The following is a 25,119-nucleotide window of genomic DNA, read 5'->3' on the forward strand; positions in this document are numbered from 1 at the left end:
AGAAACAGCGTGGTGATCGTTCCCGAGCAGCGCCCGGGAACGATCGGTGTCAGGTTCAGAAGTCGTAGCTCAGGCGCGTGTAGTAGAAGGCCCCCTCCGGTGCGGCGGGCGACAGGTAGCTGTATTGCTGGCCCGGCGTCTGGCGCAGTTGCTTGTTGAAGTCATCCGGCGTGCTGCTGAACAGGTTGTTGGCCCCGACCGACAGGCGCAGTTGCTTGCTGAACGCGTAGTTCACATCCAGGTCGGTGGTCCACTGGGCGGAAAAGGTCTGGTCGTACTGGGCATTGGCTTCGGAGGCCGCGTATTTGCGGTACTCGCCATAGCGGGTTTCGTTCAGGGCCACGGTCCACGGGCCGTAGCGGTGGGTCGCGCCGAATACCAGCTTGTCTTCCGGGTAGCCGTGTTCGAGGAAGCCGCGCGCCTCGCGGGTCAGCACATCGAAGCCATACGGGTTGGAGTTGATGCGCTCGATGATGGTCTTGGCCTTGGTGTAGCCCGCGCTCAGGGTCAGGCCGCCGTACTGCTGCAGGTCGAGGTTGTACTTGCCGACGATGTCCACGCCACGGGTGCGGGTGTCGGCGGCGTTGGTCATGAACTGCGCCCAGGTGTACTGGCCGTAGCCGGCGGCCTGGAGAATCTGCTCGGCCCGGGGACCGGAAATGCCGCCGCTGTAGAGCAGGCGGTCACGAATGCTGATCTGGTAGGCATCGATGGTCAGCGAAGCCTGGTCGGTCGGACGCAGCACCAGGCCAAGGGAGAAGTTGGTGGACTTCTCCGGTTTCAATGGCTGCGCGCCCAGGGCCCGGGCGGCCGGGTTGTCGGCCGGCAGCATGCGGGTCAGCACCGGGTTGCCGTTGATATCGACGTTGGTGGTGGTGGTCCAGGAGGTGCCGATCTGGCCCAGGGTCGGCGCACGGTAGGCGTTGTTGACGGTGGCGCGCAGGCCGACCTGCGGCGTGAAGTCATACCGCGCCGAGACCTTGCCGGTGGTCGCCGAACCGAAGTCCGAGTAATGCTCGGTACGCCCGGCCAGACCGAACTGGAACTTGTCGGTCAACTGGTTTTCCAGGCCGAAGTACACCCCGCCGACATTGCGCGTATAGGTCCCGGCATCGTCCGGGGTCAGGCCCGAAGCCTGCACCGCGCCGACCTGGACGCCGTTGATCCCGCCGAACGAGTAGGAGTCGGCATCCCCCGCTTCGAGCCGGTAACGCTCGTTGCGGTAGGCGACACCGGCCGAGACCGTCAGCGGATGCTTGGACCAGTCGACGTCCAGGTCCTTGGCGTAATCCAGGCTCAGGTTGGTCTGTTCATTGATCAGCGTCGCCACGTCGAACTTGGTCGGGCTGTTCGCGCCGAAGCTCGGGTTGACCGTGTTGTAGGCCAGTTCGTCGTGGGTATCGCGACCGTAGGTGGCGCTCAGGTCGAAGCGTCCCAGGCTCGCGTCCTCGTAGCGGCTGCCGACGGTCAACGCACCGTCTTCATAGCGGTAGCGGTACTTCGGAATGGTGCCGTTGGGATAGATCGCCGCCACGTTGTTCGGGTTGCCCGCCAGCAGCGGCGGCGTGTTGTTGACCGAGGTGTCCTGACCAAAGGTGGCGAAGCTGTAGAGGCGCCACTGATCGCTCAGGCCGACCTCGGCATTCGCCACCAGGTTGTACTTGTTGCGCCCGGCGCCACCCCAGCGCGGGTCCTGCTCGCGGCCGTCGGCAATGTATTTGTCGCCGATATCGTCGGGACGGTTGTTCAGGCTGTTGAAGCTCAGGGTCAGGAAACCGTCCCCCGGCAAGCCGATGCCGTACCAGCCGTCGGCGGTCTTACTGAAACCGTCGCCCTGGGAGTACTTGCCCAGCTGGGTGTTGAGCTGGCCGCCACTGTCGCGCTCCTTGAGCACGATGTTGACCACCCCGGCCACCGCATCGGAGCCGTACTGGGCCGAGGCGCCGTCACGCAGCACTTCGACATGGTCGATGGCGCTCAGGGGAATCATGTCCAGGTCCACCGGCTGCGCGCCAATGAACGGCACGCCGCCGGAGATGTTCACCACCGCCGAGGCATGCCGCCGCTTGCCGTTGATCAGCACCAGCGTCTGGTCCGGCGCCAGGCCGCGCAGCGAGGCGCCCTTGGGGTTCTGCCCGCGGGTCGCGCTCTGGTTCTGCGGGTAGTTGAACGAGGGCAGCAGCTGGAACAGCGCCTGATTGAGGCTGGTGGCGCCGGTCTGTTTCAGTTCTTCGCTGGTGAGCACATCGACCGGCGCGGCGCTGGTCAGTGCCGTGGCATCGTTGCGGCGGGTGCCGAGGGCGATGACCCGGTCGAGGGTCGGCACGGCTGCCTCGCTGGTGTGCACCTTGGCATTGGTCTGGGCCCTGGACTGCGCGCTGGCCTGGGTCGGCGTGGCGCCTTCCTGGATGATGAACGCGCCGTCCGGGCTGACCTGCAATTGCAGGCCGGTGCCGCGCAGCGCTTCGCTGACCGCCTGCCGGGCCGACAGGGAACCGTCGACCTGGGCCGAGGAGTAGTTGCTCAACTGCGGCGTGAAGGAAATCACCTGGCCGCTTTGCCGGCTGATGCTCAGCAGTACCTCGTCGAGCGGGCCCGAGGCGATGTGATAGACCTGCCGGGCGTCTTCGGCCGCCCAGGCCCCCGTGGCGAACAGCAGGCCGGCCAGCGGCGCGATGGCCAGGGCCCGAAGCGGATGACGCGAATAGGTCGTGGTGTTGGACGAACGCAAAATGACTCCCCCCATGGAATCGAACAACGCTGCTCCCTCGGCAGCGCTTACGGGAGTGATGTGCAGTGACCGACGAAAAACTTGCAGACCCTTTGGTTATGGTCTTAGAACCAACCCGCTACGCCGGGCTCAAGGTCACCCACAGGTCGGTATGCCGGTCGACCCGGATCGGCAGCGTGCGGGCCAGGGTGTCGAGAATCTGCTCAGGCCGGTCGAGCCGGAACAGGCCGCTGACCCGCAGCGAGGCAATCGCCGGGTCGAGGCGCAAGACACCCGGACGCCAGGGCCGCAGGGCCTCGACCACTTCGCCGAGGGTGCCGTCGCGCACTTCCAGCAGACCGTCGACCCAGGCCGTGGCACTGCCGTGACTGGGACGGATCGGGCCGAACCGATAGCGGTCATAGGAGACTTCATGGCCGGCCGGCAATTGCAGGCGTTCACCCGTCGGACCGACGATTTCCAGGGCCCCGCCCAAGGCCACCACATGACCCAGGCCGTCCCGCTCACGGACCAGCAGGTGATCGCCATAGGCGTGTACCCGGGCCTGCGGGGCCTGGACCACGAAGGGTCGCGAGGCATCCCTGGCGATCCTCGCCAACAGTTCGCCATCGAGCAGGCGCACCTGCCGCCGCTGGTGGTCGAAGTCGATATCGGCGGCGCTCCTGGCGTTGAGCTGCAACTCGCTGCCATCGGGCAATTCGAGGCTGCCGCGCTCGGCGGTGCCGGTACGCAGGTCGGCCGTCAGTTCGGCCAGGGAGGTGCCGGCGCCGCCCAGCAGCAGGCCGGCACCGAGCATCACGCCGACGCCGAGCAAGGCGCCCTGCAACAATTTGCGGCGACTGGCCGGAGCGCTCAGTGCCCGTTGCAGCAGTTCGCCACTGATGCCCTGGTCGATGGGAATCCGGAACACCCCGAGACGGGTTTCCAGCTGGCTGCACAGTTGCTCATGGCGCGGATCCTGATTGCGCCATTGCTGGTAGGCACGCCGGTCGGCGTCGCTGGCCTGGCCGGAACGCAGGCAGACGATCCAGCGCGCGGCTTCTTCGATCAGCGGGTCCGGGTCCTGTTCGCGGCTCATCTCAGTCCAGCCTCGCACGCAGGCAGCGACTGATTGCCCGGGTCATGTAGTCACTGACCGAGCGCTGGGAAATACCCAGCTCGACCGCGATCTCGGGATAGGTCAAGCCATTGACCTGGGACAGCAGGAAGGTCGCCTTGACCTTGTCCGGCAAGCCGTTGAGCAGGCGGTCGATGGTCTCCAGCGCTTCGAGCATCTGGGCCAGGTCTTCCGGTGACGGCACCTGCGCTTCGTCCTCCTGTTGCAGGGCGTCGAGGTAGGCACGCTCCAGGTCGCGGCGGCGCCAGAGCTGGTACATCAATCGCTGGGCAATGGTGGTCAGCAACGCACGGGGCTGGCGAATTGGCAGGCTGTCCGCGGCCATCAGCAGTTGCACGAAGGTGTCGGCGGCGATGTCTTCGGCGCTGGCGCTGGAATCGAGATGGCGGCGCAAGCGGGCGCAGAGCCAATCGTAATGCGTGCGGAATAACCCGCCCACGTAATCGCTGTGAGGTGTGTCGGCGCCGGACATGATGGCTCCAGATCAAGAGAGTTGCGCTGTATGTCCGGTGTTCCGGTGGCAGGATGCTACCAACACGGCTTATTCTTTAATAATACTTAAAAGGTATTTTTATATAACCATAAACACTCTAGCAGCGGCAGGCTTGCTGGCGCTCACGAGCGCTTGGTCGACATCGCTGTCGCCTGATAAACCGCTATCGCCAGCAAGCCGGCTCCTGCAGGGGGACGCTGACAGGAGGGCGTCATGCGCCCAGTCTGGCCAACCCCAGCCGCTGGGCTTCATCCCGGTAATCGAGGAGGATCTGGTAGTCCGCCTCGCTGGCCGGCAGCACCTCGGCCAGGCCCAGCACCTCGGCCACTGCGGGCAACTCGCGCAAGGCGTGGTTCATCGCCTCGCGCAGCCGCCCGAGCTGTTCTTCGTCCAGGCCCGCCGGCCCGATATACGGCAGGCAAGGGCTCGGCGCACTGCGTTGCACTACCCTCAGGCCGGCCACTTCCTCGGGGGCGAAGCGCGCCAGATAGGCGAAAGTCACGCTGTCCACCGCCGCCAGGTCGGCCAGGTCTTCGCGCAGCCAGCGCAGGCTTTCACGGTGGGCGCCGCTGTAGTCGACGCTGGCGAAGAAGCGGCCATCGCGCTGCAGCGGGGCCAGGCACTGGCGCAGCAGGTTCATGCCACTGTTGGAGCCTTCGTCATTGAGCACGCCGCGACTGTCGCGAAAGTCCTCCAGGGTCACGCGCGGGTTGTCTTCGCGGGTCAGCAGCAGACTGCAATGATTGCCCGCGCTGGCGTCCGGCAGTTCATACCGCGGGCGCCCGATAACCGTCACCTGGCCGCGCAGCAGGGTCATCAGCGGGTAACCGCAGGTCTGCGTCAGCAGCAATTGCGGGGACAGCCACAGCTGCCTCAGGTCCAGTTCCGCGGCCGGAAGGCGGCTGACGCCGAGCGTCTGGAGAATCCGCCCCAGCCATTGTTCGTTGGCCTGCTGCACGGCTGGCGGGGCCACGTACATGAGCAATTCGGCGTAGCGGGCAGTCATGGCGACTCCTCAGGAAAACGGGTGTTGGGGGCTGTCGATGGCTTTCACGGCATGGCGCCGCAGCAGCTCGCCGTAGCCTTTTACTAGAAAGCCGCCGCTGCGCGCCAGCCACTGGTCACGGCGTGCGCGGTAGACCCGGGGCAGGAAGTACCAGGGCAGCTTCGGCAGGTCGTGGTGCATCAAGTGCAGGTTGTTGTTGAGGAACAACCAGCTCCAGGGCCAGCCGGCTTCATTGATCACCGTGCGCTGCTCGGGTTCGGCGTGGGGACGATGTTCGTAGTAGGAACGCAGCATGGCCACCGACAACGCCGGGATACTGACCAGCAGCAGGTAGTGCCAGACCGGGATAATGCTGTGGCGGGCGACAAACACCAGCATCAGCACGGTCAATGCACCGTGGGTCAGCCACATCAGCCAGGCCCGGCGCTCGCCGCGCCGCAAGCGCCGGCCTTCTTCACGCACCAGAGTGAGCAAGGCCAGCGGCGCGCCCACCAGCAGGCGACCGAAGACCGTCTTGTTCAAGCGGTGCAGGGCCTTTTCGAACAGGGAACAGCGCTGCCAGTCCTGTTGCCGCAGATAGCGGCTCTCGGGGTCGATACCGGGCAGGGTCAGGTCTTCGTCGCGGTGATGGATCAGGTGGCTGTCACGATACAGCGTGTAGGGATACCACACGGCAAACGGCGCGTAGCCCAGCAGCTTGTTCAAGCCGTCGAAACGCGTCGGGTGACCGTGAAGCAGTTCGTGCTGCACCGACAGCCACAACGCGACCAGCACGATCAGCAACAGCGTGCTCGGCCACAGCCCCAGGTGCGGGCTGCCGAGCAGGACAGCGAACCAGCCGCCATGGACGGCGATCAGCAACAGCCAGGTCGGCCATTCGGTACGCCCGGTAAAGGTGCGGGACAGGGAAAGGATTTCTTCACGGTGAACAGGGTCGAGGTAGTTGGGCATCGATCGGCTTCGCACAGGACAGGCCGAGGGACAAACCCCGGCTTTATCCCCTGATGTGCATCAGCAACGCAAAATCTTGCAGATCGATTGGTTATCAGCTTAGAACGATTGCAACTCAGTGCCCGAACACGTTGGCTTTCTTGACCTTCTTCTCCGCCCGTTTCTCGTCGGCGGTCTTGGCCGGTTTCTTCTTCGCGGCTTTCTTTGAATCCATGCCCTTGCTCATGATGCGCACTCCGTCAGGATTTAGATTCAGGTATACACCTATCCGCGGGCGCCGGCTGTTTTATAATCGGCCCCCGCCCTGCCGTTGCCCGCCCCTCATGCCGACCGCCGACTACGCCCAGCTCCCGGAGCCCTTGCGACCGCTGCTGAACAAGTTCTATCGCGCCCACAACTCGTCGATGCGCTCTGCCGGCGACGGCCAACTGTGGGTCGCGCGGTGCGACGGGATCATCGCCGGGCTGTCCCTCACCGCGGTCGCCGAAGGTTTCTGGCTGACCGGCCTGCTGGTCGATCCACGCTGGCGGGGCCAGGGCATCGCCGGCCAGTTGATCGCCCGGGCGCGGCGCGATGCCGAGGGCCCGGTCTGGCTGTTCTGCCATCCGGACCTGCGGGACTTCTACACGCGCCAGGGCTTCAGCCTCGCCACGACCCTGCCCCAACCCCTGGCGGACCGTCTGGCACGCTACTCGCGCAGCAAGCCGCTGGTGGCGCTGGGCATAGAACCATTGGTTAGATCGACCGAGAAAAATGTGTGATCGGCCGCTCGGGGCTGCGTGATAGCCTCGTTCGTCCACCCGTTCCTGCCAGGATGATCATGAACCGCACCCTCGTGGCTTTATCCTTCACCGCCCTGCTCGCTCCAGCCCTCGGCCAGGCCGCCGTCACGGCAGTCATCAGCGACGCCCAGTACGCCAAGGTCCTGGCCGGCAGCTGGCGCGCCTCGGAAAACAGCGTCCGTGACGTCTATCGCCACCCGCGGCAGACCCTGCAGTTCTTCGGCCTGCGGGCCAACCAGACGGTGATCGAAATCACCCCCGGCGGCGGTTGGTACAGTGAGGTGCTGGCGCCCCTGCTCAAGGATCACGGGCAGTACATCGCCGCCGTGCAGGCCGCCTCGAGCAGCGATTACGCCAGGCGCTCGGCCGACGGCCTGAAACAGAAATTCGCCGAGGACCCGACGCACTACGCCAAGGCCGCCGTCGTCGAGTTCGATCCCCAGGCGCCGGTGCTCGGCAAGCCGGGCTCGGCCGACCGCGTGCTGACCTTCCGCAACGTGCACAACTGGGTCATGGCCGACGATGCGCCGGCCATGTTCTCGGCGTTCTTCAAGGTGCTCAAGCCCGGCGGCGTGCTCGGCGTGGTGGATCATCGGGCCAAGGACGGTGCGGATCTGGAGAGCATCAAGCAGAGTGGCTACCTGCCCACCGCCTACGTGGTGAAGCTGGCCACCGATGCCGGCTTCGTGCTGGAGGGACAGAGCGAGATCAACGCCAACCCCAAGGACACCAAGGACTATGCCGGCGGGGTCTGGACCCTGCCACCGTCGTTGCGCCTGGGCGAGCAGGACAAGGCCAAATACCTGGCCATCGGTGAGTCGGACCGCCTGACCCTGCGCTTCGTCAAGCCCGGCAAGGTGGCGTCCCGTTGAGGGTCAGTCGTCGGCGCTCGGATCGAGGTCGGGGAACAGCACTTCGGTAAAACCGAACTTGCGGAAGTCGCTGATCCGCGACGGATACAGGCGACCGATCAGATGATCGCATTCGTGCTGCACGACACGCGCGTGGAAACCTTCGGCGCTGCGCACCAGCGGCTCGCCCTTGGGCGTGAAACCTTCGTAGCGGATCCGCGCGTAGCGATCCACCGCACCGCGCATCCCCGGCACCGACAGGCAGCCTTCCCAGCCCTCTTCCAGCTCCGGGCCCAGGGGTGTGATCAGCGGGTTGATGAGGATCGTCTGGGGCACCGCCTCGGCGTCCGGATAACGCTCGCTGTGCTCGAAACCGAAGATCACCAGTTGCAGGTCGACGCCGATCTGCGGCGCGGCCAGGCCGACTCCACCGACATGCTCCATGGTCTGGAACATGTCGTCGATCAGTTGCCAGAGCTCGGCGCTGTCGAACATCTCCGGGGGAACCGGCGGGGCGATGCGCAGCAGGCGCTCGTCGCCCATTTTCAGGATTTCACGGATCATGATCAGGTTTCGTCAGTAGTCGGTTTCAGGGAATGGTCGCGCCCCAGTCCGGAGACGGGCATCTTGTCGTGGTGTTCGTGGAAGTCCTTCTCGCCGGGATTCTTGCCTTCCGACGACATATGTTCGATCACCGCATTCATTTCCGCGCCCAGCAGCAGCACCGCCGCGGAAATATAGAAGTACAGCAGGAGCACGATGATCGCACCGATACTGCCATACATCGCGTTGTAATCGGCGAAGGTTTTCACGTAGTAGCCGAAACCCAGCGATGCCACGATCCACACCACCACCGCCAGCACCGAGCCGGGGGTGATAAACACGAACTTCTGCTTCACGTCCGGCATCACGTAGTACATCAGGGCCACGGCGAACATCAGCAACAGCACGATCACCGGCCAGCGCAGGATGGTCCAGAGGGTGACCACGAAGTCTTCCATGCCGATCTGCCCGGCCAGCCAGCTCATCACCTGCGGCCCGAGGACCATCAGCGCGGCGGCGGCCAGCAACATGCCGGCGATGCCCACGGTGTAGAAGATCGACAGCGGGAAGCGCTTCCAGATCGGCCGGGCCTCGACCACGTCGTAGGCGGCGTTCATCGCGCTCATCATCAACCGGACGCCGGCCGAGGCGGTCCACAGGGCGATGACGATACCCACCGAGAGCAGGCCGCCCTTGGATTGCTGCAACTGATCGATCACCGGGTTGACCTGGTCCAGCGCCTGGGGCGGCAGCACCAGCTCCGACTGCATGCGCAGCCAGGTGAAGAAGTCCGGCAGATGCAGGAAGCCGATCAGGGCAATCAGGAACAGCAGGAAGGGGAACAGCGAAAACAGCATCTGGTAGGCCAGTGCCGAGGCATAGGTCGACATTTCGTCGTCGACGAACTCCTGAACCGTGCGTATCAGCACTCGGTGCAGGGGAAGACCACGCAAGTCCGGAAAAATCATAGCGTCTCCTTTCGCCGCAATCATGGGGGCCAGGTCAGCAGGCGACTCAAGGGCTGGTTTCTTGCCTAGGGTAATAGGTCCCACGGTAGCGCAGTTGGCCAGCGCTGAACAATTGCCCTGTCTCGTTTGCAACTGCGATACACAAGAACGGCCATCCTGGGATGGCCGCTCGATCGATCGGAACGCGGTCTATTTATCGACTGCCTTCTTGATCGCCTCCTTGGTCTTGCCCACCGCTTTCTGCGCGTCGCCCTTCACTTCCTGGGCCTTGCCTTCGGCGCGCAGCCGGTTGTTGTCGGTGGCTTTGCCGACGGCCTGCTTGACGTTACCAACCGCCTGATTCGCTGTGCCTTTGATCTTATCGCCAGTGCTGCTCATGGTCGTTCTCCATCAGTTGAGTGCGGGGCGTCAGTGTCCCGACATAAGGTTGACCCGAGGTTTTTGCACGGAGTTTCAATTATTTTCGACCGGTTGTTGATCACAGACCGCAGGTTTGCCTTTATGTTTGCCCGCCGACCCATGAGAATAGCCGCCAGATTCAGGCTCAGGCGCTGAAGATCGATAACGGTAGGAAAGTGATGAAACTCGATAAAAAGCAGGCCATTGCCCGCAGGAACCAGGAACTGGGCGGTGCCGTGCTCGGCGTGAACAACTGCCATTTCACCGAATTGAACCGCAACCGCAACATCTGGTGGTTCGATATCCCCCTGGCGCGCCTGGCGATCGGCCAATACGAATGGGTGCACCTGCTGCTGCATACCCCGGCCACCGACGAGTTGCTGCACCTGAAGGTGCCGACCGTGTTCCTGCGCGAACGGATGGAAGGCCTGGTGGTGCGCAACGCCGGCAAGCGCAAGCCGGAGCTGAGCCTGGAACTGAGCGCCGACAAGGACTCGTTCCTCAAGGACGTGCGGCCGGCGGGGGCCGGTGTAGGATTCGCGCAGTTCCAGCAATCCTGAAACCTGCAGGAGCCGGCTTGCCGGCGATAAGGCCCTTGAGGACGCTGGAAGCTTCGCGGCGGGCGGCGTTCCGACAAGCACCGCTCCGACATAAGCCTGCTCGCCAGGCATAAACGACAAAGCCCCGCATCGGCGGGGCTTTGTCGTTTATGCAGGGTCAGGCGATCTTCTTCAGGCCCAGCTTCTTCAGTTCTTCATCGCGCAGCTCGCGGCGCAGGATCTTGCCGACGTTGGTGGTCGGCAATGCATCGCGGAATTCCACGGACTTCGGCACTTTGTAGCCGGTCACGTTGGCCCGCATATGCTCCATCACCTGGTCCTTGGTCAGGGTCACGCCCGGCTTGGCGACGATGAAGATCTTAATCACTTCGCCCGACTTCTCGTCCGGCACGCCGATGGCCGCGCATTGCAACACACCCGGCAAGGTCGCCAGCACGTCTTCCAGTTCGTTCGGATAGACGTTGAAACCGGACACCAGGATCATGTCCTTCTTGCGATCGACAATGCGCATGTAGCCGTCCGGCTGGATGATCGCGATGTCGCCGGTCTTCAGCCAGCCTTCGCTGTCGAGGATCTCGTCTGTGGCGTCCTGGCGCTGCCAGTAGCCCTTCATCACCTGCGGGCCCTTGATGCACAGTTCGCCGATCTCACCCAGCGGCTGCTCGACGCCTTCGTCGTTGATCACCTTGCACAGGGTCGACGGCACCGGAATGCCGATGGTGCCGGGCTGGATCTTCTGGCTCGGGTTCACCGAGGCCACCGGACTGGTTTCGGTCATGCCGTAGCCTTCGCAGATGGAACAGCCGGTCACCGCCTTCCAACGCTCGGACGCCGCCAGTTGCAGGGCCATGCCCCCCGACAGGGTGACCTTGAGCGCGGAGAAATCCAGCTTGCGGAACGTCTCGTTGTTGCACAGGGCGACGAACAGGGTGTTGAGGCCGACAAAGGCGCTGAACTTCCACTTCGACAGTTCCTTGACCATCGCCGACAGGTCGCGCGGGTTGCTGATCAGGATGTTGTGGTTGCCGATCAGCATCATCGCCATGCAATGAAAGGTGAAGGCATAGATGTGGTACAGCGGCAGCGGGGTGATGACGATCTCGCAGCCTTCATTGAGGTCCGAACCCATCAGTGCCTTGCACTGCAACATGTTCGCCACCAGGTTGCGATGGGTCAGCATCGCGCCCTTGGCCACGCCGGTGGTGCCGCCGGTGTATTGCAGCACCGCGACGTCGCTGCTGGCCGGATTGGCTTCCTTGACCGGCTGGCCCTGGCCCTTGCTCAGCACGTCGTTGAACTTGACGGCCTTGGGCAGGTGATAGGCCGGCACCATCTTCTTCACGTACTTGATGACACTGTTGATCAGCACACGCTTGAGCGGGGGCAGCAGGTCGGCCACTTCGGTGACGATCACATGCCGCACGCCGGTCTTGGGCACCACCGCTTCGGCCAGGTGGGCCATGTTCGCCAGGCACACCAGGGCCTTGGCGCCGGAGTCGTTGAATTGGTGTTCCATTTCCCGCGCGGTGTACAGCGGGTTGGTGTTGACCACGATCAGCCCGGCGCGAATGGCACCGAACACGGCGATCGGGTATTGCAGCAGGTTGGGCAACTGCACGGCGATCCGATCGCCCGGTTGCAGGTCCGTGTGCTGTTGCAGGTAGGCGGCGAAAGCACCGGACAACTCGTACAACTCACCATAAGTGAGCGTCTTGCCGAGGTTGCTAAAGGCCGGTTTGCTGGCGAATCGTTGGCAAGACTGTTTCAATACCGTCTGAACATTCGGGTACTCATCGGGATTGATGTCGGCAGCAATCCCAGCCGGGTACTTATCCTTCCAAAAGTCTTCGATCATGGAAGCCCACTCCTCAGCAACGCGAATTCAGCACCGCATTTGATGCGATTATTATTTGTCTGTGTTTTTTATTGGGTGAATCTGGCTTTAACTTACGCCGAGAAGTCACAAAGCGCGCCGAGAGTAGCAGCTTTGCCAAGGGTCGCCTAGAGCCAAAGATGGGCTCGCCGGTCATGAATATGACTCAAGAAACAGCAATGGTCATTTTTAGAGTAAAAAGTCTATTACCCGGAATTTGGCTCTGGTTCGAGGGTTTCAGCTCTTTTAAAAGCTTCGCGGGCAAGCCCGGCTCCTGCAGTTCGCAGTTGTGCACCTTATTTGCGTACCACCGAAAACTGCAGGAGCCGGGCTTGCCGCGGTGTCGTGAAGGGCCCCTCAATAACCCCCCATCAATCACGGCCTATGGGTTATCCCGCAACTCCCGCCGCAGGATCTTGCCCACCGGCGTCATCGGCAGCGAATCCCGCAGCACGATATACTTGGGTACTTTGTAGCCAGTGAAGTTTTCCTTGCAGTAGGCCTTCAGTTCTTCAACGCTGACCCCCGCCTCCCGCGCCACCACGAACAACTTCACCGCCTCGCCCGAACGCTCGTCCGGAACGCCGATCACCGCGCAATTGGCAACTTTCGGGTGGGCCATCACCACGTCTTCGATTTCATTCGGGTACACATTGAAACCGGAGACGATGATCATGTCCTTCTTGCGGTCGACGATACGGACAAAACCATCCGGGTCGATCACCGCGATATCGCCGGTCTTGAACCAACCGTCGGCATCCAGCACTTCGCGGGTCGCTTCCGGTTGCTGCCAGTACCCCTTCATCACCTGCGGCCCCTTGATGCACAACTCGCCGCGCTCGCCCAGCGGCTGCTCGACACCGTTGTCATCGGCGATCTTCAGGCTGGTGCCGGGCACCGGGATGCCGACCGAGCCCAGGCGGCCCTTGTCGCCATAAGGATTGGTGCAGGCAATGGGCGAAGTCTCGGTCAGACCGTAGCCTTCGGTGATGCGGCAGCCGGTGGCCTTCTCCCAGCGCTCGGCGGTGGCCTTGACCAAGGCGGTGCCGCCGGAGTTGGTGAGCTTCAGACTGGAAAAATCCAGGGTCTTGAAGTCCGGGTGCTCCATCAACGCCACGAACAGGGTGTTGAGCCCCAGCAGCGCGGAAAAGCGCCACTTTTTCAGCTCCTTGATGAAGCCGCCGATATCCCGCGGATTGCTGATCAGCACGTTATGGTTACCGGTGACCATCATGCACATGCAGTTCGCGGTGAAGGCATAGATGTGGTATAGCGGCAGCGGCGCGATCATCACTTCCTGGCCTTCCTTGAGCAGCGGATGACCGTCGGGCCCGGGCTGGGACAGGCAGGCCCGCGCCTGCTGCATGTTCGCCACCAGGTTGCCGTGGGTGAGCATCGCGCCCTTGGCCAGGCCCGTGGTGCCGCCGGTGTATTGCAGCACCGCGAGGTCATCGAGGCTGACCTTGAGCGGCTGGATGCTCTGGCCCCGGCCCAGGTGCAAGGCACTCTTGAACGAGATCGCCTGGGGCAACTGGTAAGGCGGCACCAGCTTCTTCACCTTGTCGACCACCAGGTTGGTCAGCCAGCCCTTGGCCGGCGCCATCAGGTCGCCCATCTTCGCTTCGATCAGGAACTCGATCCGGGTATCGGGCAGCACTTCCTGGACCCGCGCGCCGAACAGGTTCAGGTAGACCAGCGCCCGGGCACCGGAGTCCTTGAACTGGTGGCGCATCTCGCGGACGGTGTACAGCGGGTTGGTGTTGACCACGATCAGCCCGGCACGCATGGCGCCGAACACGGCAATCGGATAATGCAGGACGTTGGGCAACTGGACGGCAATCCGGTCGCCGGGTTGCAGGTCGGTATTGGCCTGCAGGTAACCGGCAAAGGCCGCGCTGTAGCGTTCGAGTTCGGCGTAGGTCAGGGTCACGCCCATGTTGCTGAAGGCCGGACGGTCGGCGAATTTCTTGCAGGAGCGCTCGAATACCTCGACCACGGATCTATAGGCGCCCGCCTCGATATCCAGGGGTACGCCGGCGGGGCGCTTGTCGTTCCAGAAATCAGCTTGCATTGTTCTTGTCCTCTTGCCTGAGCCTCTCCGGGGCCGCGTTCGCGCGAAGCGAAAAAGCGGTGCTTAGCGGACGTTAGCAGCAATGTGGAATCAGGCAAATATGGCGGACACAGTCATCAACATCATGAATCTTGCTGCCAATGCGCAGCATGACCTGCTTCCTCGGCGAGGATGCGCTATACAATGGATCGACTCCGCATGCCATCCCGTGCCCTGTCTCGTCCCGTGCCGCCGTCTCATCTTGAGCAAAGGAACCGCCATGACCCATGACACTTTCTGGCTGACCGTGAGTGACCACAGCCGCCTCCACGTCAATCGCTGGTTGCCGGAAGGCGAGCCGAAGGCACTGGTCCTGCTGTCCCATGGCATGGCCGAACACAGTGGCCGGTATGCCCGCCTGGCCGCAGCCCTGTGCGAGGCCGGGTACGGACTCTACGCCCATGACCAGCGCGGACACGGCAAGACCGCCGAACACGGCGTGCTCGGGCATTTCGCCGATCGCGACGGCTGGTGCGCGGTGGTCAGCGACCTGGCGAGCCTCAACCAGCGCATCGGCGAAGAGCAACCGGGCAAGCCGATCATCCTGCTCGGTCACAGCATGGGCAGCTACATTGCCCAGGCCTACCTGCTGCACCACAGCGCCAGCCTGCAGGGCGCGATCCTCAGCGGCTCGAACTTCCAGCCAGTGGCGCTGTACCGCGCCGCCTCCGCGATCGCCCGCGGCGAACGCTGGCGCCAGGGCGCCAAGAGCCGCAGCGCACTGATCGACTGGCTGTCGTTCGGTTCGTTCAACAAGGCCTTCAAGCCCACCCGCACGGCCTTCGACTGGCTGAGCCGCGACCCGGAGGAAGTCGACAAGTACGTCAGCGACCCGCTCTGCGGTTTCCGCTGCACCAACCAGTTGTGGATCGATCTGCTGGGCGGCCTGCAACAGATCAGCAAGGCGCGCAACCTGAAGCAGATCGACCCCGGCCTGCCGTTGCTGGTGATGGGTGGCGAGCGCGATCCGGTCAGCGAAGGCAAGCGCCTCAAGGATCTCGCCGATGCCTTGCGCGAAGCCGGTAGCCAAAACCTGCAATTGAGCGTCTACCCACAGGCGCGGCACGAACTTTTCAATGAAACCAATCGCGATGAAGTGACCGCCGACGTGCTGCACTGGCTGGAGCAGACCCTGGCGCACCGTCGACCAGCCCGCTCAGAATGATTATTTTCCTTTAAAATCAATTAGTTGATTTTAACAAACTTTCACAGGACAGGTATCAGATGACCCAGGTGACCAATACGCCGTACGAAGCCCTCGAAGTCGGCCAGACCGCCAGCTACAGCAAGACCGTGGAAGAACGCGATATCCAGTTGTTCGCCGCGATGTCCGGTGACCACAACCCGGTGCACCTGGATGCCGAATTCGCTGCCGCGAGCATGTTCAAAGAACGCATCGCCCACGGCATGTTCAGCGGCGCGCTGATCAGTGCCGCGGTGGCGTGCGAACTGCCCGGACCGGGCACCATCTACCTGGGCCAGCAGATGAGCTTCCAGAAGCCGGTGAAGATTGGCGACACCCTGACCGTGCGCCTGGAAATCCTCGAGAAACTGCCGAAGTTTCGTGTGCGTATCGCCACCCGCGTATTCAACCAGCGCGATGAACTGGTGGTCGACGGCGAAGCGGAAATCCTCGCCCCTCGCAAGCAGCAGACCGTGACCCTGACCAGCCCGCCACCGATCACCATTGGCTGATGATGACAAAAACTGTGGGAGCCGGCTTGCTGGCGATGAGAACCTTGAGGCTTGCAGCGCTCATGAGGCCCTCTTCGCTGGCAAGCCAGCTCCCACAGGGGATTGGAGGCAGCCGCGACAGTTGTGTCGAAACGCCGATCCCTGTGTGGGAGCGGGCTTGCCCGCGAAGAGGGCCTTGAGGCTCGCCTTCCCTGGCAAGCCAGCCCCACAGGGGCAATAGCGGCGACTTAGCTGGCGCGAGCGATATTACGCAGTGCCTTGACCTGGTCATGGTTGCGCAGCACGCCCTGGTACTGACGATCCACCAGGTCACGCAAGCTCAGCAGGGTGTCATGCTTGTCCAGTTTCTCCAGCGCTTCGCGATAAGCCTTCTTGGCATGGTCCTCGCCACGCTCGGCTTCGTTGAGCACCGCTTCTTCGCCCTTGCCGGTGAACAGCGCCTTCACGTCCACCCAACGACGGTGCAGATCACCGGAGACGCTGGTGGAGGTTTCCGGATCGCCGCCGAGCTTGCGCACTTCGGCCTGCAATTCCACGGCCGCCGACGCGCACTCGCTCGAGCGTTTCTGGAACAGCGCCTTGAGCTCGGGGTTCTTGATATCTTCGGCGCACGTCTTGAAGCCTTCCTGGCCATCCTTGCTGACTTCAATCAGGTGGTTGAGAACCGAAATGGTTTCTTTGTTCAAGTTGGTCATGACTCAATTCCTTCTGTTGGTGGAAGTTGGGTATACCGTTGCAGTCGCCATGCCAGCCTTCAGCTTATAATTTTTATGTTTAATTTCAGTAACTTATAAATAATCGAAAAATCTGTATCCCTGTTATTTGCATGATCTGTCAATTGGCCTGCATGCAGAATGCCTGTATTTTTCCAGTCGCTTGAACACCGGAGGCAAGTCCCCGAATGAACCCCGAAAAACTCGAACTGCTGGTCACCCGCGAAATGCCCTTCGGCAAGTACAAGGGGCGGATCATCGCCGACCTCCCCGGTCCGTACCTGAACTGGTTCGCCCGCGAAGGCTTTCCCCAGGGTGAACTCGGCGGCCTGCTGGCGTTGATGCAGGAGATCGACCACAACGGCCTCGCCGACCTGCTCGACCCGCTGCGTGCCAAGCACGGCAAACCCAAACCCCGCCACTGACCCGACGAGCCCCGCCATGCCAAGGAATGAAGACAACGCCCGCGACGAACACTTCTGGCAAACCGTGGCCCAGCGCTACGATGTCGAACCCGGCCCGCTCAATCTGGAAAACGGTTACTTCGGTCGCATGAGCCGCCGGGTGATCGAGGATTACCGACACAACATCGAGTTCATCAACCGCAGCAACTCGCTGCATGTCCGCCAGCACTTCGACAAGATCGGCAGCGTCGCGATTCGCGCCGAACTGGCCGAACTGATGGGCGTCAGCGACGAGGCGATTGCCCTCACCCGCTGCGCCACCGATGCCCTGCAATCGCTGATCCGCAATTACAATCGCCTGCAACCGGGCGACCAGGTGCTGTACAGCGACCTGGAATACGACACGGTCAAGGGCGCGCTGAACTGGCTCGAACGCCATCGCGGGGTCCAGGTGATTCGCATCGAGCATACCCACCCGGCGAGCTTCGAGTCGTTGCTGGCGACCTACCGCGAGGCGTTCGTGCGCCATCCGCGCCTTAAGCTGATGGCGCTGACCCATGTCACCCACCGTACCGGACTGGTGATGCCGGTCCAGGCGATTGCCGAGGCGGCCCGGGAACACGGGGTCGATGTAATTCTCGACGGCGCCCATGCCCTGGGGCAGATCGAATTCGACCTGCGGGCGATGGGCGTGGCCTTCGCCGGCTTCAACCTGCAGAAGTGGATCGGCGCGCCGTTGAGCCTGGGGGTGATCCATATCGATCCCGAGCGCCTGGCCGATATCGATCCGGACATGGGCGAAATGCATTACCCGGTCACGGATGTCCGCTCGCGCACGCCCCACAGCACACCGAACATTCCGGCGCTGATGACCCTGCCCATGGTGTTCGACGAGCATCGGCAGATCGGCGGCGCGGCGGCCAAGGGCGCACGCCTGAATTACCTGCGCGACCTGTGGGTCGGCGAAGCACGCAAGATGCCCGGTATCGAGGTGCTGACACCGGACGACCCGCGCCTGTACTGCGCGATCACCTCGATGCGTTTTACCCGGCAGGCGAACCAGCAGGCGATGGTCGATCGGCTACTGCAGGACTACAACCTGTTCACCGTGTCCCGCAGCGGCTCGGCCTGCGGGCCGTGCATCCGCATTACCCCGGGGTTCACCACCTCGGCCGAAGATATCGGCTTATTGACAAGGGCCCTCGCCGATTTGAGCGCATGAGCTGAAGGCCGTAATTGCCAGGCCTGTCGCTATCGCCAGCAGGCCAGCACGCAGGGTTTGTATTGACTGCGTATACAAGGTTGACCAGGCCATTGTGGGAGCGGGCTTGCCCGCGAAGACGGCCGCAAGGGCGCTGTAAGCCTCAAGGGCCTCTTCGCGGGCAAGCCCGCTCCCACAGGGTGGCTCGCCCCCAGGCAAGCAAGGGGCTTTCTGCTGGCAAAAAAAAAACGGTGCGCCGACCAAGCGCACCGTAAAGCCGTAGAACACACAACGAATTCAGTAGCGGTGAATCAATCCAGCAAGGCCAGGGCCTCGGCGGTGCACTCCTGGATGCGGGCCCAGTCGCCGTTCTTGACCCATTCCGGATCCAGCATCCAGCTACCGCCCACGCACATGACGTTTTTCAGCGCCATGTAGCTCTTGATATTGGCCGGGCCGACGCCGCCGGTCGGGCAGAACTTCACTTCGCCGAACGGACCGCCGAGCGCCTTGATCGCCGCCACGCCACCGCTGACTTCCGCCGGGAACAACTTGAAGCGGCGATAGCCCAGGCCATAACCCTCCATGATGCCCGAGGCATTGCTGATGCCCGGCAACAGGGGGATCGGACTGTCGACGCTGGCTTCCAGCAGGTCGCGGGTAATCCCCGGGGTGACGATGAACTGCGAGCCCGCCGCCTCCGCCGCCGCCAGCATCTGGCGATCGAGCACGGTACCGGCACCGGTCACCAGCTCCGGACGCTGCTCACGCAGGATCTGGATGGCCTTGAGGCCGAACTGCGAACGCAAGGTCACTTCCAGGGCGGTCAGGCCGCCGGCGGCCAGGGCATCGGCCAGCGGCAGGACATCCTGTTCGCGGGCGATGGTGATGACCGGGAGGATCCGCGCACGGCCGCACAGTTCATCGATCAGGGCGACCTTGTCTGCCATGGAGACGGTCGGGGCATTGTTTTTCATAGCAGCTGATCCTTGGCTCATGGGCACCAGTAAATCTCTAAAGTAGGTTTCAGAAACGCGCGAATCGGCATGACGGCGAGCTCGTCGCCCGCCAACGCGGCGTCCAGGGTGGTCAATTTCGACTGGCCGGAAATCGCCAGCACGGTAAAGGTCGCCGAGGACAACAGGGCCCGGCTCATGGTCAGGCGCTGGTGCGGCACGGTCGGGGCCAGCATCGGCCAGACCCGCCGGCTGCCATCCACCTGCAAGGCGGCCTCCAGGTTCGGGCTGTTGGGGAACAGCGACGCGGTGTGACCGTCATCCCCCATGCCCAGGACCAGTACGTCGATATCCGGCAACTCGGCGAGGAACTGATCGGCTTGCTGCGCGGCCTCTTCCAGATTGGCCGCGGCGTTGTACAGACCGATAAACCGCGCCTTGGCCACCGGGCCTTGCAACAGGTAGCGCTTGAGCAGGCCGGCATTGCTGTCGGCGTGCTCGACCGGCACCCAGCGCTCGTCGGCAAGGCTGATCACCACCTTGCTCCAGTCCAGGTCCTGCTTGGCCAGGCCCTGGAAAAACGCCACCGGACTGCGCCCGCCGGAAACCACCAGGGTCGCCACGCCACGGGCGGCAATGGCTGCGCGCAACTGTTGCGCCACATCCCTGGCCTGCCCCTCGGCCAACAGCGCCGGGGTACGGAATTCGTGCCCGGTCACGCCCTGCGGCAGTTTCAATTCAGATATCGCCATACCACGACCTCCCATCCCGCGTGATCAGTGCAATGGAGCTCATCGGCCCCCAGGACCCGGCCGCATACGGCTTGGGCGCATCACCGGACTTTTTCCAGCCGGCGATCAACTGGTCACACCACTTCCACGCGGCTTCGATTTCATCTTTGCGGACAAACAGGTTCTGGTTGCCGCGCATTACTTCCAGCAATAGACGCTCGTAAGCATCCGGGATCCGCGCACTGCGATAAGTGTCGGAGAAATTCAGTTGCAGCGGCCCGCTGCGCAGTTGCATGCCCTTGTCCAGGCCCTGCTCCTTGGTCATCACGCGCAAGGAAATACCTTCGTCCGGTTGCAAGCGGATGATCAGCTTGTTGCTGATCTGCAGGCGCTGCTCGGGGGCGAAGATGTAGTGCGACGGTTCCTTGAAGTGGATGACGATCTGCGACAGCTTCTGCGGCATGCGCTTGCCGGTACGCAGGTAGAACGGCACACCGGCCCAGCGCCAGTTGCGAATGTCGGCACGCAGGGCGACGAAGGTCTCGGTGTCGCTCTGGGTATTGGAATTCTCTTCTTCGAGGTAGCCCGGCACGGACTTGCCTTCGCTGTGCCCGGCAATGTACTGGCCACGCACCACCTGGGTGGTCAGGCCTTCCGGGCTGATCGGCGCCAGGGCCTTGAGCACCTTGACCTTCTCGTCACGGATGCTGTCGGCCGAAAGGTCGGCCGGCGGGTCCATGGCGATCAGGCAGAGCAACTGCAGCAGGTGATTCTGGATCATGTCCCGCAGCTGGCCGGCCTTGTCGAAATAGCCCCAGCGACCTTCGATCCCGACCTTCTCGGCCACGGTGATTTCCACGTGGGAGATGTAGTTCTGGTTCCACTGGGTTTCGAACAGGCTGTTGGCGAAACGCAGGGCGATCAGGTTCTGCACCGTCTCCTTGCCCAGGTAGTGGTCGATACGGTAGGTACGGTTTTCCGGAAAAAACTGCGCCACCGCGTCATTGACCTTGCGTGACGACTCCAGGTCCGAGCCGATCGGCTTTTCCAGCACCACCCGGGTGTTCTCGGCCAGGCCGACTTTCGCCAGGTTCTCGCAGATCGCGCCATACACCGAGGCCGGCGTGGCGAAATAGGCGATCAGCCGCTCGGCCGTGCCGGCGGTTTCCGCCAGGGCCACGTAGTCGTCGGCCTTGAGGAAATCCACGTGCAGGTAGCTCAGGCGGCCGAGGAAACGCTCGACGACCACTTCGTCGATTTCCCTGGCCTCGACGAACTCGCGCAACTCGGTGGCGATGGTCGCCAGGTGCTCGTCGACGCTGCCCGGCTCACGGGCCAGCGCGAGGATACGCGTGTCCTTGTGCAGCAGACCGGCGCTATCGAGGTGATACAAGGCAGGAAAAAGCTTGCGAAGCGCGAGGTCACCCAGGGCGCCGAACAAGGCAAAGGTGCACGGTTCAACCGTTATCGAAGGCATGATGTTTGTTCTTTTATCAAGTTAAACGATAAATACCTTTTTTCGAGGCATCACTCAAGGAAAAATGTAGTAATAACCATAACATTTTATCAAAATGACGATTGCGAGTGGTGGTCCACAGACGCCATCAGTAGGATAGGCCACCGCCGAAAGCCGCCAAAGCACGTTCTTATAGGCATCGCAGAACCAAGGAACACCCACATGGACCGCATCCGCAACCTGCTGGAACAGATCCAGAGCCGTCTCGAAGACCTGAACAAGGCCGAGCGCAAAGTCGCCGAAGTCATCCTGCTCAACCCGCAGCAGGCGACCCGCTACAGTATCGCCGCCCTCGCCCAGGCGGCTTCGGTCAGCGAACCGACGGTCAACCGTTTCTGTCGCTCGTTCGACGTCAGCGGCTATCCCGAACTCAAGCTGCAACTGGCCCAGAGCCTGGCCAGCGGTGCGGCCTATGTGAGCCGCGCGGTAGAGGCCGACGACAACGCCGAAGCCTATACCCAGAAGATTTTCGGCAGTGCCATCGCTTCGCTGGACAGTGTCTGCCAGGTCCTCGACCCGGCGCTGATCAACCGCGCCGTCGACCTGCTGACCCAGGCCAGGCAGATCCACTTCTTCGGCCTGGGCGCCTCGGCGCCGGTGGCCATGGACGCCCTGCACAAGTTCTTCCGGTTCAACATGGCGGTCACCGCCCACGTCGACGTGCTGATGCAGCGCATGATCGCCTCGGTCGCTCATACCGGCGAGCTGTTCGTGATCATTTCCTACACCGGACGCACGCGGGAACTGGTGGAGGTGGCACGCATCGCCCGCGCCAATGGCGCCTCGGTACTCGGCCTGACCGCCGCCGGCTCGCCACTGGCCAAGGCCAGCACCCTGAGCCTGAATATCCCGCTGCCCGAGGACACCGACATCTACATGCCGATGACCTCGCGAATCGTCCAGTTGACGGTGCTCGATGTGCTGGCCACCGGCATGACCCTGCGCCGTGGCGTGGACTTCCAGCCGCACCTGCGCAAGATCAAGGAAAGCCTCAACGCCAGTCGTTACCCGGTGGGTGACGAGTTCGACTGACGCCGCTTCAGGCAGCCCGCGCCTGCAAGCTCAGGTGCGCGCGCTCTCCCGGCGCCAGGCACAGGCTGTCGGTGCCGCCACTGGCGGCCTCGACACAGACAAAACCCATCACTTCGTTCCAGCTCACCCCCAGCAACGGCCGGTGCCCCGGATGCCAGACCACGGTGTCGGCACTGTCACCGGTATCGATGCACAACTCGCGCTGCCAGGCGTGATCCTTGAGGTGCAATTCACCCTCGTGCTGGAACACCCGCTGGCAACCGCCATCGACCCGCAGTTCGCCTTCCTGCTGGCAAACCTGGCGATTCAACTGGTCATAGCCCTGGGCGCCTTCCAGCCCAGACAGCGCTACCTCGCCAACGTCACCAATACGCCAATAGGCGTGCAGCGCATGGCTCAGCTGACAGGGTTCGCTGTCCTGGTGCTCGGTGCTCAGGCGCAGTTCCATGGTTTCACCGAGGCGAGCATGCAGGTCGACCTGCCAGTCGCACAACTGCAGGCGCCAATGCAGGCTGACTCCTTCGTCATCGGAACTGCTTTGCAGCAGCTTCCAGTCGATCAGCCGGGCCCAGCCATGGGAGGGCCAGGCATTTTCACTCGGGTGCCGGCCATACCAGGGCCAGCATACGGGGACGCCACCGCGAATCGCGCCGACCTGCGGCCACTTCGCCGCGCACCACAGCCAGGGTTTCTGTCCCCGTGGCTGGAAATGCAGCAACTGCGCACCCTGGCGACTGAACACCGCCTGGCACAGTGGATGGTCGATCACCAGCACTTCGCGCTGTTGAAAGCGCTCCCACTGGAAGACCGGCTGTTCGCGCCGCGATTTGAAAAAGCGTTGTAGCGGTTGCTCGTGCATGTGCCGCGAATCCTGAAAATCGTTTTGCCGTATCCATGTGACTGTGGGAGCGGAGCTTACCCACGAAGCTTTTGGCGACCTCGAGGGCCCTTTCGCCGGCAAGCCGGCTCCCACAGGTTATGCGGCGTCTGCCAAGCGTATTGCCCTGGCAAACCGTCCTCACCGCACCCACCAAAAAAAAGCGGACGGTCTGGTGGACCATCCGCAAGATGCGCACATAGAGAGAGAGCTTATCAGCCGGAGCCTTAGAAGACCGACTGAATTTTCAGGCCGGCGACCACGGCGTTATCCACCTTGTCCACGCCACCCGGATGGGTGATGTACTGCAGGTTGGGACGTACGGTCAGCCAGTTGGTGACGTGGATGCCGTAGTTCAGCTCATAGTTGTACTCGGTGTCGCGCAGTGGCGAGTACAGCGGGTTGTCGTAGTCGCTCACACCAATGGCGGCGTTGGCGAGTTCGGCGTTCTTCTTCACGTCATCGTTGACATGGATACGGGCGAAGCCGATGCCGATGTCATCCTTCGGACGGGCATCGAACGGGCCCTTGTACACGAACATCAGCGACTGGTAGTTGTCGACGACGTTGGTGTCCTTGTCGTGGAAGGTGGCGTTGGCCGCAACGTTCAGACCGCGGGAAGCGTCGCCGTTGTGGCTGGTGAGTTGCTGTTGGGCAACGAACCAGTAGCCGTGCTTGCTGTTGTGAACGCGGAAGCCTTTGCCGCTGGTGGCGGCATCCTGGCCGTCGCTGTCCTCACGGACATCATTGGCGTCGGCGGTGCTCTTGTAGTAGCCCACACGGTATTCGCCCGGCAGGTTGTTGACCTTCGGCGACCAGACCAGTTCGACCGGCAGCACGGTGCCCTTGGTGCCGCTGCCGCTGAGCTTGAAGCCGTTGCCGTGTTCCAGTTGCGATGGGTTCTGGTTGTACGCACCGATCTGCGCGTAGAACTCAGGCGTGATGTTGTACTTCACGCGCAGTGCCGCCTGGCTGACCGGCCAGTTGTACCAGATACCGGTCGCCCAGTTACCCACCTGGGAACCGCAGAACGCCAGGTTCTGGAAGTCGCATGGGAAGGTGTTGAAGTCTTCGCCTTCACCGAAGTAGCCGGCCTTGACGTCGAGTTTGCCGTCGAGGAACTGGTGCTGCACCCACAACTGGGTCAGGCGGACCATGTGGCCACGCCCGTAGACTTCCTGCGAGGAGCTCAGGGTGCCGGCACGCGGGTCGCCCACACGGTCGTTGGAGATGTTCTGGCCGTTACGATTGGTCAGCTGAATCTTGGCCTGGGTGTTATCCCAGCCCAGCAGCTTTTGCAGGTCGAACTTGACGCCCAGACCGAACTGGTCGCTGTAGCGTGCCGTCTTGTCGTTGTTGTAGCCGCCGCCGAGGTTGCCGCCGACTTCACCCACGTAGTCGGCCTGGATATCGATACCCTGCTCGATCAGCTTGGTCCGCTCACCACCCCAGTCACCGGTCATCCATTTCGAATCAGAGCTGAAAGCGTCGGCTGCATGCGCGCTCCCGGCCAGCATTAACGCCGCCACCGCTGACAACTGGCAGATAAGTTGGGCGTTGGTGTTCTTCTTTTTCATCCCTACATCCTCGTCTTATTTTTATTAACAGTT

At 62.7% G+C, this 25,119-nt stretch carries 24 protein-coding genes; 8 read left to right on the top strand and 16 right to left on the bottom strand.

The window, feature by feature from the left end:
* Positions 1-55: 55 nt before the first annotated feature.
* From KI243_RS25725 to KI243_RS25745, 5 genes are all read right to left on the bottom strand, one after another.
* The gene (locus KI243_RS25725; protein WP_244861777.1) at positions 56-2,731 is read right to left on the bottom strand and encodes a TonB-dependent receptor; all 2,676 of its coding nucleotides are present in this window, start codon (positions 2,729-2,731) and stop codon (positions 56-58) included.
* Positions 2,732-2,849: 118 nt separating this feature from the next.
* Positions 2,850-3,809 (bottom strand): FecR family protein, encoded by a 960-nt coding sequence (locus KI243_RS25730; protein WP_177146439.1) that lies wholly within the window; start codon positions 3,807-3,809, stop codon positions 2,850-2,852.
* 1 nt (position 3,810) lies between these two features.
* Positions 3,811-4,320, bottom strand: a complete 510-nt coding sequence (locus KI243_RS25735; RefSeq protein ID WP_017126209.1) for a sigma-70 family RNA polymerase sigma factor — start codon at positions 4,318-4,320, stop codon at positions 3,811-3,813.
* A 232-nt stretch (positions 4,321-4,552) separates the two neighbouring features.
* A complete protein-coding gene (locus KI243_RS25740) occupies positions 4,553-5,347 on the bottom strand; it encodes a PhnD/SsuA/transferrin family substrate-binding protein (RefSeq protein ID WP_212810053.1) in 795 nt (264 codons plus the stop codon).
* A 9-nt stretch (positions 5,348-5,356) separates the two neighbouring features.
* Entirely contained in the window at positions 5,357-6,298 is a 942-nt protein-coding gene (locus KI243_RS25745; protein WP_177107201.1) for a fatty acid desaturase, read from the bottom strand.
* Positions 6,299-6,621: 323 nt separating this feature from the next.
* On the opposite strand from KI243_RS25745, the gene KI243_RS25750 reads away from it, so the two are divergent.
* Positions 6,622-7,059, top strand: a complete 438-nt coding sequence (locus KI243_RS25750) for a GNAT family N-acetyltransferase (RefSeq protein WP_017126213.1) — start codon at positions 6,622-6,624, stop codon at positions 7,057-7,059.
* Positions 7,060-7,118: 59 nt separating this feature from the next.
* Complete coding sequence (locus KI243_RS25755; protein WP_212810054.1) at positions 7,119-7,952, top strand: class I SAM-dependent methyltransferase; 834 nt, start codon at positions 7,119-7,121, stop codon at positions 7,950-7,952.
* A 3-nt stretch (positions 7,953-7,955) separates the two neighbouring features.
* Here the strand turns inward: KI243_RS25755 and def are convergent, their stop codons facing one another.
* From def to KI243_RS25770, 3 genes are all read right to left on the bottom strand, one after another.
* Positions 7,956-8,495 carry a peptide deformylase gene (def, locus tag KI243_RS25760; protein ID WP_017126215.1) on the bottom strand — a complete coding sequence of 180 codons (540 nt, stop codon included), beginning with the start codon at positions 8,493-8,495 and terminating at the stop codon, positions 7,956-7,958.
* A 2-nt stretch (positions 8,496-8,497) separates the two neighbouring features.
* Positions 8,498-9,442, bottom strand: coding sequence for a YihY/virulence factor BrkB family protein (locus KI243_RS25765; RefSeq protein WP_017126216.1), 945 nt, complete (start codon positions 9,440-9,442; stop codon positions 8,498-8,500).
* A 189-nt stretch (positions 9,443-9,631) separates the two neighbouring features.
* Positions 9,632-9,820, bottom strand: a complete 189-nt coding sequence (locus KI243_RS25770; protein ID WP_017126217.1) for a CsbD family protein — start codon at positions 9,818-9,820, stop codon at positions 9,632-9,634.
* 200 nt (positions 9,821-10,020) lie between these two features.
* Between KI243_RS25770 and KI243_RS25775 the strand changes: the two genes are divergently transcribed.
* Entirely contained in the window at positions 10,021-10,401 is a 381-nt protein-coding gene (locus KI243_RS25775) for a hypothetical protein (RefSeq protein ID WP_177084456.1), read from the top strand.
* A gap of 157 nt (positions 10,402-10,558) precedes the next feature.
* Here the strand turns inward: KI243_RS25775 and fadD1 are convergent, their stop codons facing one another.
* Together fadD1 and fadD2 are read right to left on the bottom strand one after the other, a co-directional pair.
* Complete coding sequence (gene fadD1 / locus KI243_RS25780) at positions 10,559-12,256, bottom strand: long-chain-fatty-acid--CoA ligase FadD1 (RefSeq protein ID WP_103032785.1); 1,698 nt, start codon at positions 12,254-12,256, stop codon at positions 10,559-10,561.
* Between the two features lie 400 nt (positions 12,257-12,656).
* A complete protein-coding gene (gene fadD2, locus KI243_RS25785; RefSeq protein ID WP_212810055.1) occupies positions 12,657-14,345 on the bottom strand; it encodes a long-chain-fatty-acid--CoA ligase FadD2 in 1,689 nt (562 codons plus the stop codon).
* A 259-nt stretch (positions 14,346-14,604) separates the two neighbouring features.
* On the opposite strand from fadD2, the gene KI243_RS25790 reads away from it, so the two are divergent.
* Together KI243_RS25790 and KI243_RS25795 are read left to right on the top strand one after the other, a co-directional pair.
* Entirely contained in the window at positions 14,605-15,549 is a 945-nt protein-coding gene (locus tag KI243_RS25790; RefSeq protein ID WP_212810056.1) for an alpha/beta hydrolase, read from the top strand.
* Positions 15,550-15,608: 59 nt separating this feature from the next.
* Positions 15,609-16,079 carry a MaoC family dehydratase gene (locus tag KI243_RS25795; protein WP_017126221.1) on the top strand — a complete coding sequence of 157 codons (471 nt, stop codon included), beginning with the start codon at positions 15,609-15,611 and terminating at the stop codon, positions 16,077-16,079.
* Positions 16,080-16,306: 227 nt separating this feature from the next.
* Here the strand turns inward: KI243_RS25795 and KI243_RS25800 are convergent, their stop codons facing one another.
* Positions 16,307-16,774, bottom strand: coding sequence for a PA2169 family four-helix-bundle protein (locus KI243_RS25800; protein ID WP_212810057.1), 468 nt, complete (start codon positions 16,772-16,774; stop codon positions 16,307-16,309).
* 206 nt (positions 16,775-16,980) lie between these two features.
* Between KI243_RS25800 and KI243_RS25805 the strand changes: the two genes are divergently transcribed.
* Positions 16,981-17,217 (top strand): DUF3820 family protein, encoded by a 237-nt coding sequence (locus KI243_RS25805; RefSeq protein ID WP_017126223.1) that lies wholly within the window; start codon positions 16,981-16,983, stop codon positions 17,215-17,217.
* A 16-nt stretch (positions 17,218-17,233) separates the two neighbouring features.
* Positions 17,234-18,418 carry an aminotransferase class V-fold PLP-dependent enzyme gene (locus tag KI243_RS25810; protein ID WP_177107207.1) on the top strand — a complete coding sequence of 395 codons (1,185 nt, stop codon included), beginning with the start codon at positions 17,234-17,236 and terminating at the stop codon, positions 18,416-18,418.
* A 290-nt stretch (positions 18,419-18,708) separates the two neighbouring features.
* On the opposite strand, the gene KI243_RS25815 is transcribed toward KI243_RS25810, so the two are convergent.
* Genes KI243_RS25815 through zwf form a run of 3 tightly spaced genes read right to left on the bottom strand, consistent with a single transcriptional unit; the run spans position 18,709 to position 21,561 of the window.
* Entirely contained in the window at positions 18,709-19,374 is a 666-nt protein-coding gene (locus KI243_RS25815) for a bifunctional 4-hydroxy-2-oxoglutarate aldolase/2-dehydro-3-deoxy-phosphogluconate aldolase (protein ID WP_017126225.1), read from the bottom strand.
* A 17-nt stretch (positions 19,375-19,391) separates the two neighbouring features.
* Positions 19,392-20,105, bottom strand: a complete 714-nt coding sequence (pgl, locus tag KI243_RS25820; RefSeq protein WP_042935306.1) for a 6-phosphogluconolactonase — start codon at positions 20,103-20,105, stop codon at positions 19,392-19,394.
* Positions 20,092-21,561, bottom strand: a complete 1,470-nt coding sequence (zwf, locus tag KI243_RS25825) for a glucose-6-phosphate dehydrogenase (RefSeq protein WP_177084450.1) — start codon at positions 21,559-21,561, stop codon at positions 20,092-20,094. Before zwf ends, pgl begins: the two co-directional genes overlap by 14 nt.
* A 210-nt stretch (positions 21,562-21,771) precedes the next feature.
* On the opposite strand from zwf, the gene KI243_RS25830 reads away from it, so the two are divergent.
* Positions 21,772-22,632 (top strand): MurR/RpiR family transcriptional regulator, encoded by an 861-nt coding sequence (locus tag KI243_RS25830; RefSeq protein WP_177059095.1) that lies wholly within the window; start codon positions 21,772-21,774, stop codon positions 22,630-22,632.
* Between the two features lie 7 nt (positions 22,633-22,639).
* Here the strand turns inward: KI243_RS25830 and KI243_RS25835 are convergent, their stop codons facing one another.
* Positions 22,640-23,491: a D-hexose-6-phosphate mutarotase gene (locus tag KI243_RS25835; RefSeq protein WP_103032783.1), complete on the bottom strand. Its 852-nt coding sequence runs from the start codon at positions 23,489-23,491 to the stop codon at positions 22,640-22,642.
* Positions 23,492-23,736: 245 nt separating this feature from the next.
* Positions 23,737-25,086, bottom strand: coding sequence for a carbohydrate porin (locus KI243_RS25840; protein ID WP_177107208.1), 1,350 nt, complete (start codon positions 25,084-25,086; stop codon positions 23,737-23,739).
* Between the last annotated feature and the right edge of the window lie 33 nt (positions 25,087-25,119).

This window comes from Pseudomonas sp. Ost2 (assembly GCF_018326065.1).
GTDB classification, from domain to species: domain Bacteria; phylum Pseudomonadota; class Gammaproteobacteria; order Pseudomonadales; family Pseudomonadaceae; genus Aquipseudomonas; species Aquipseudomonas gingeri.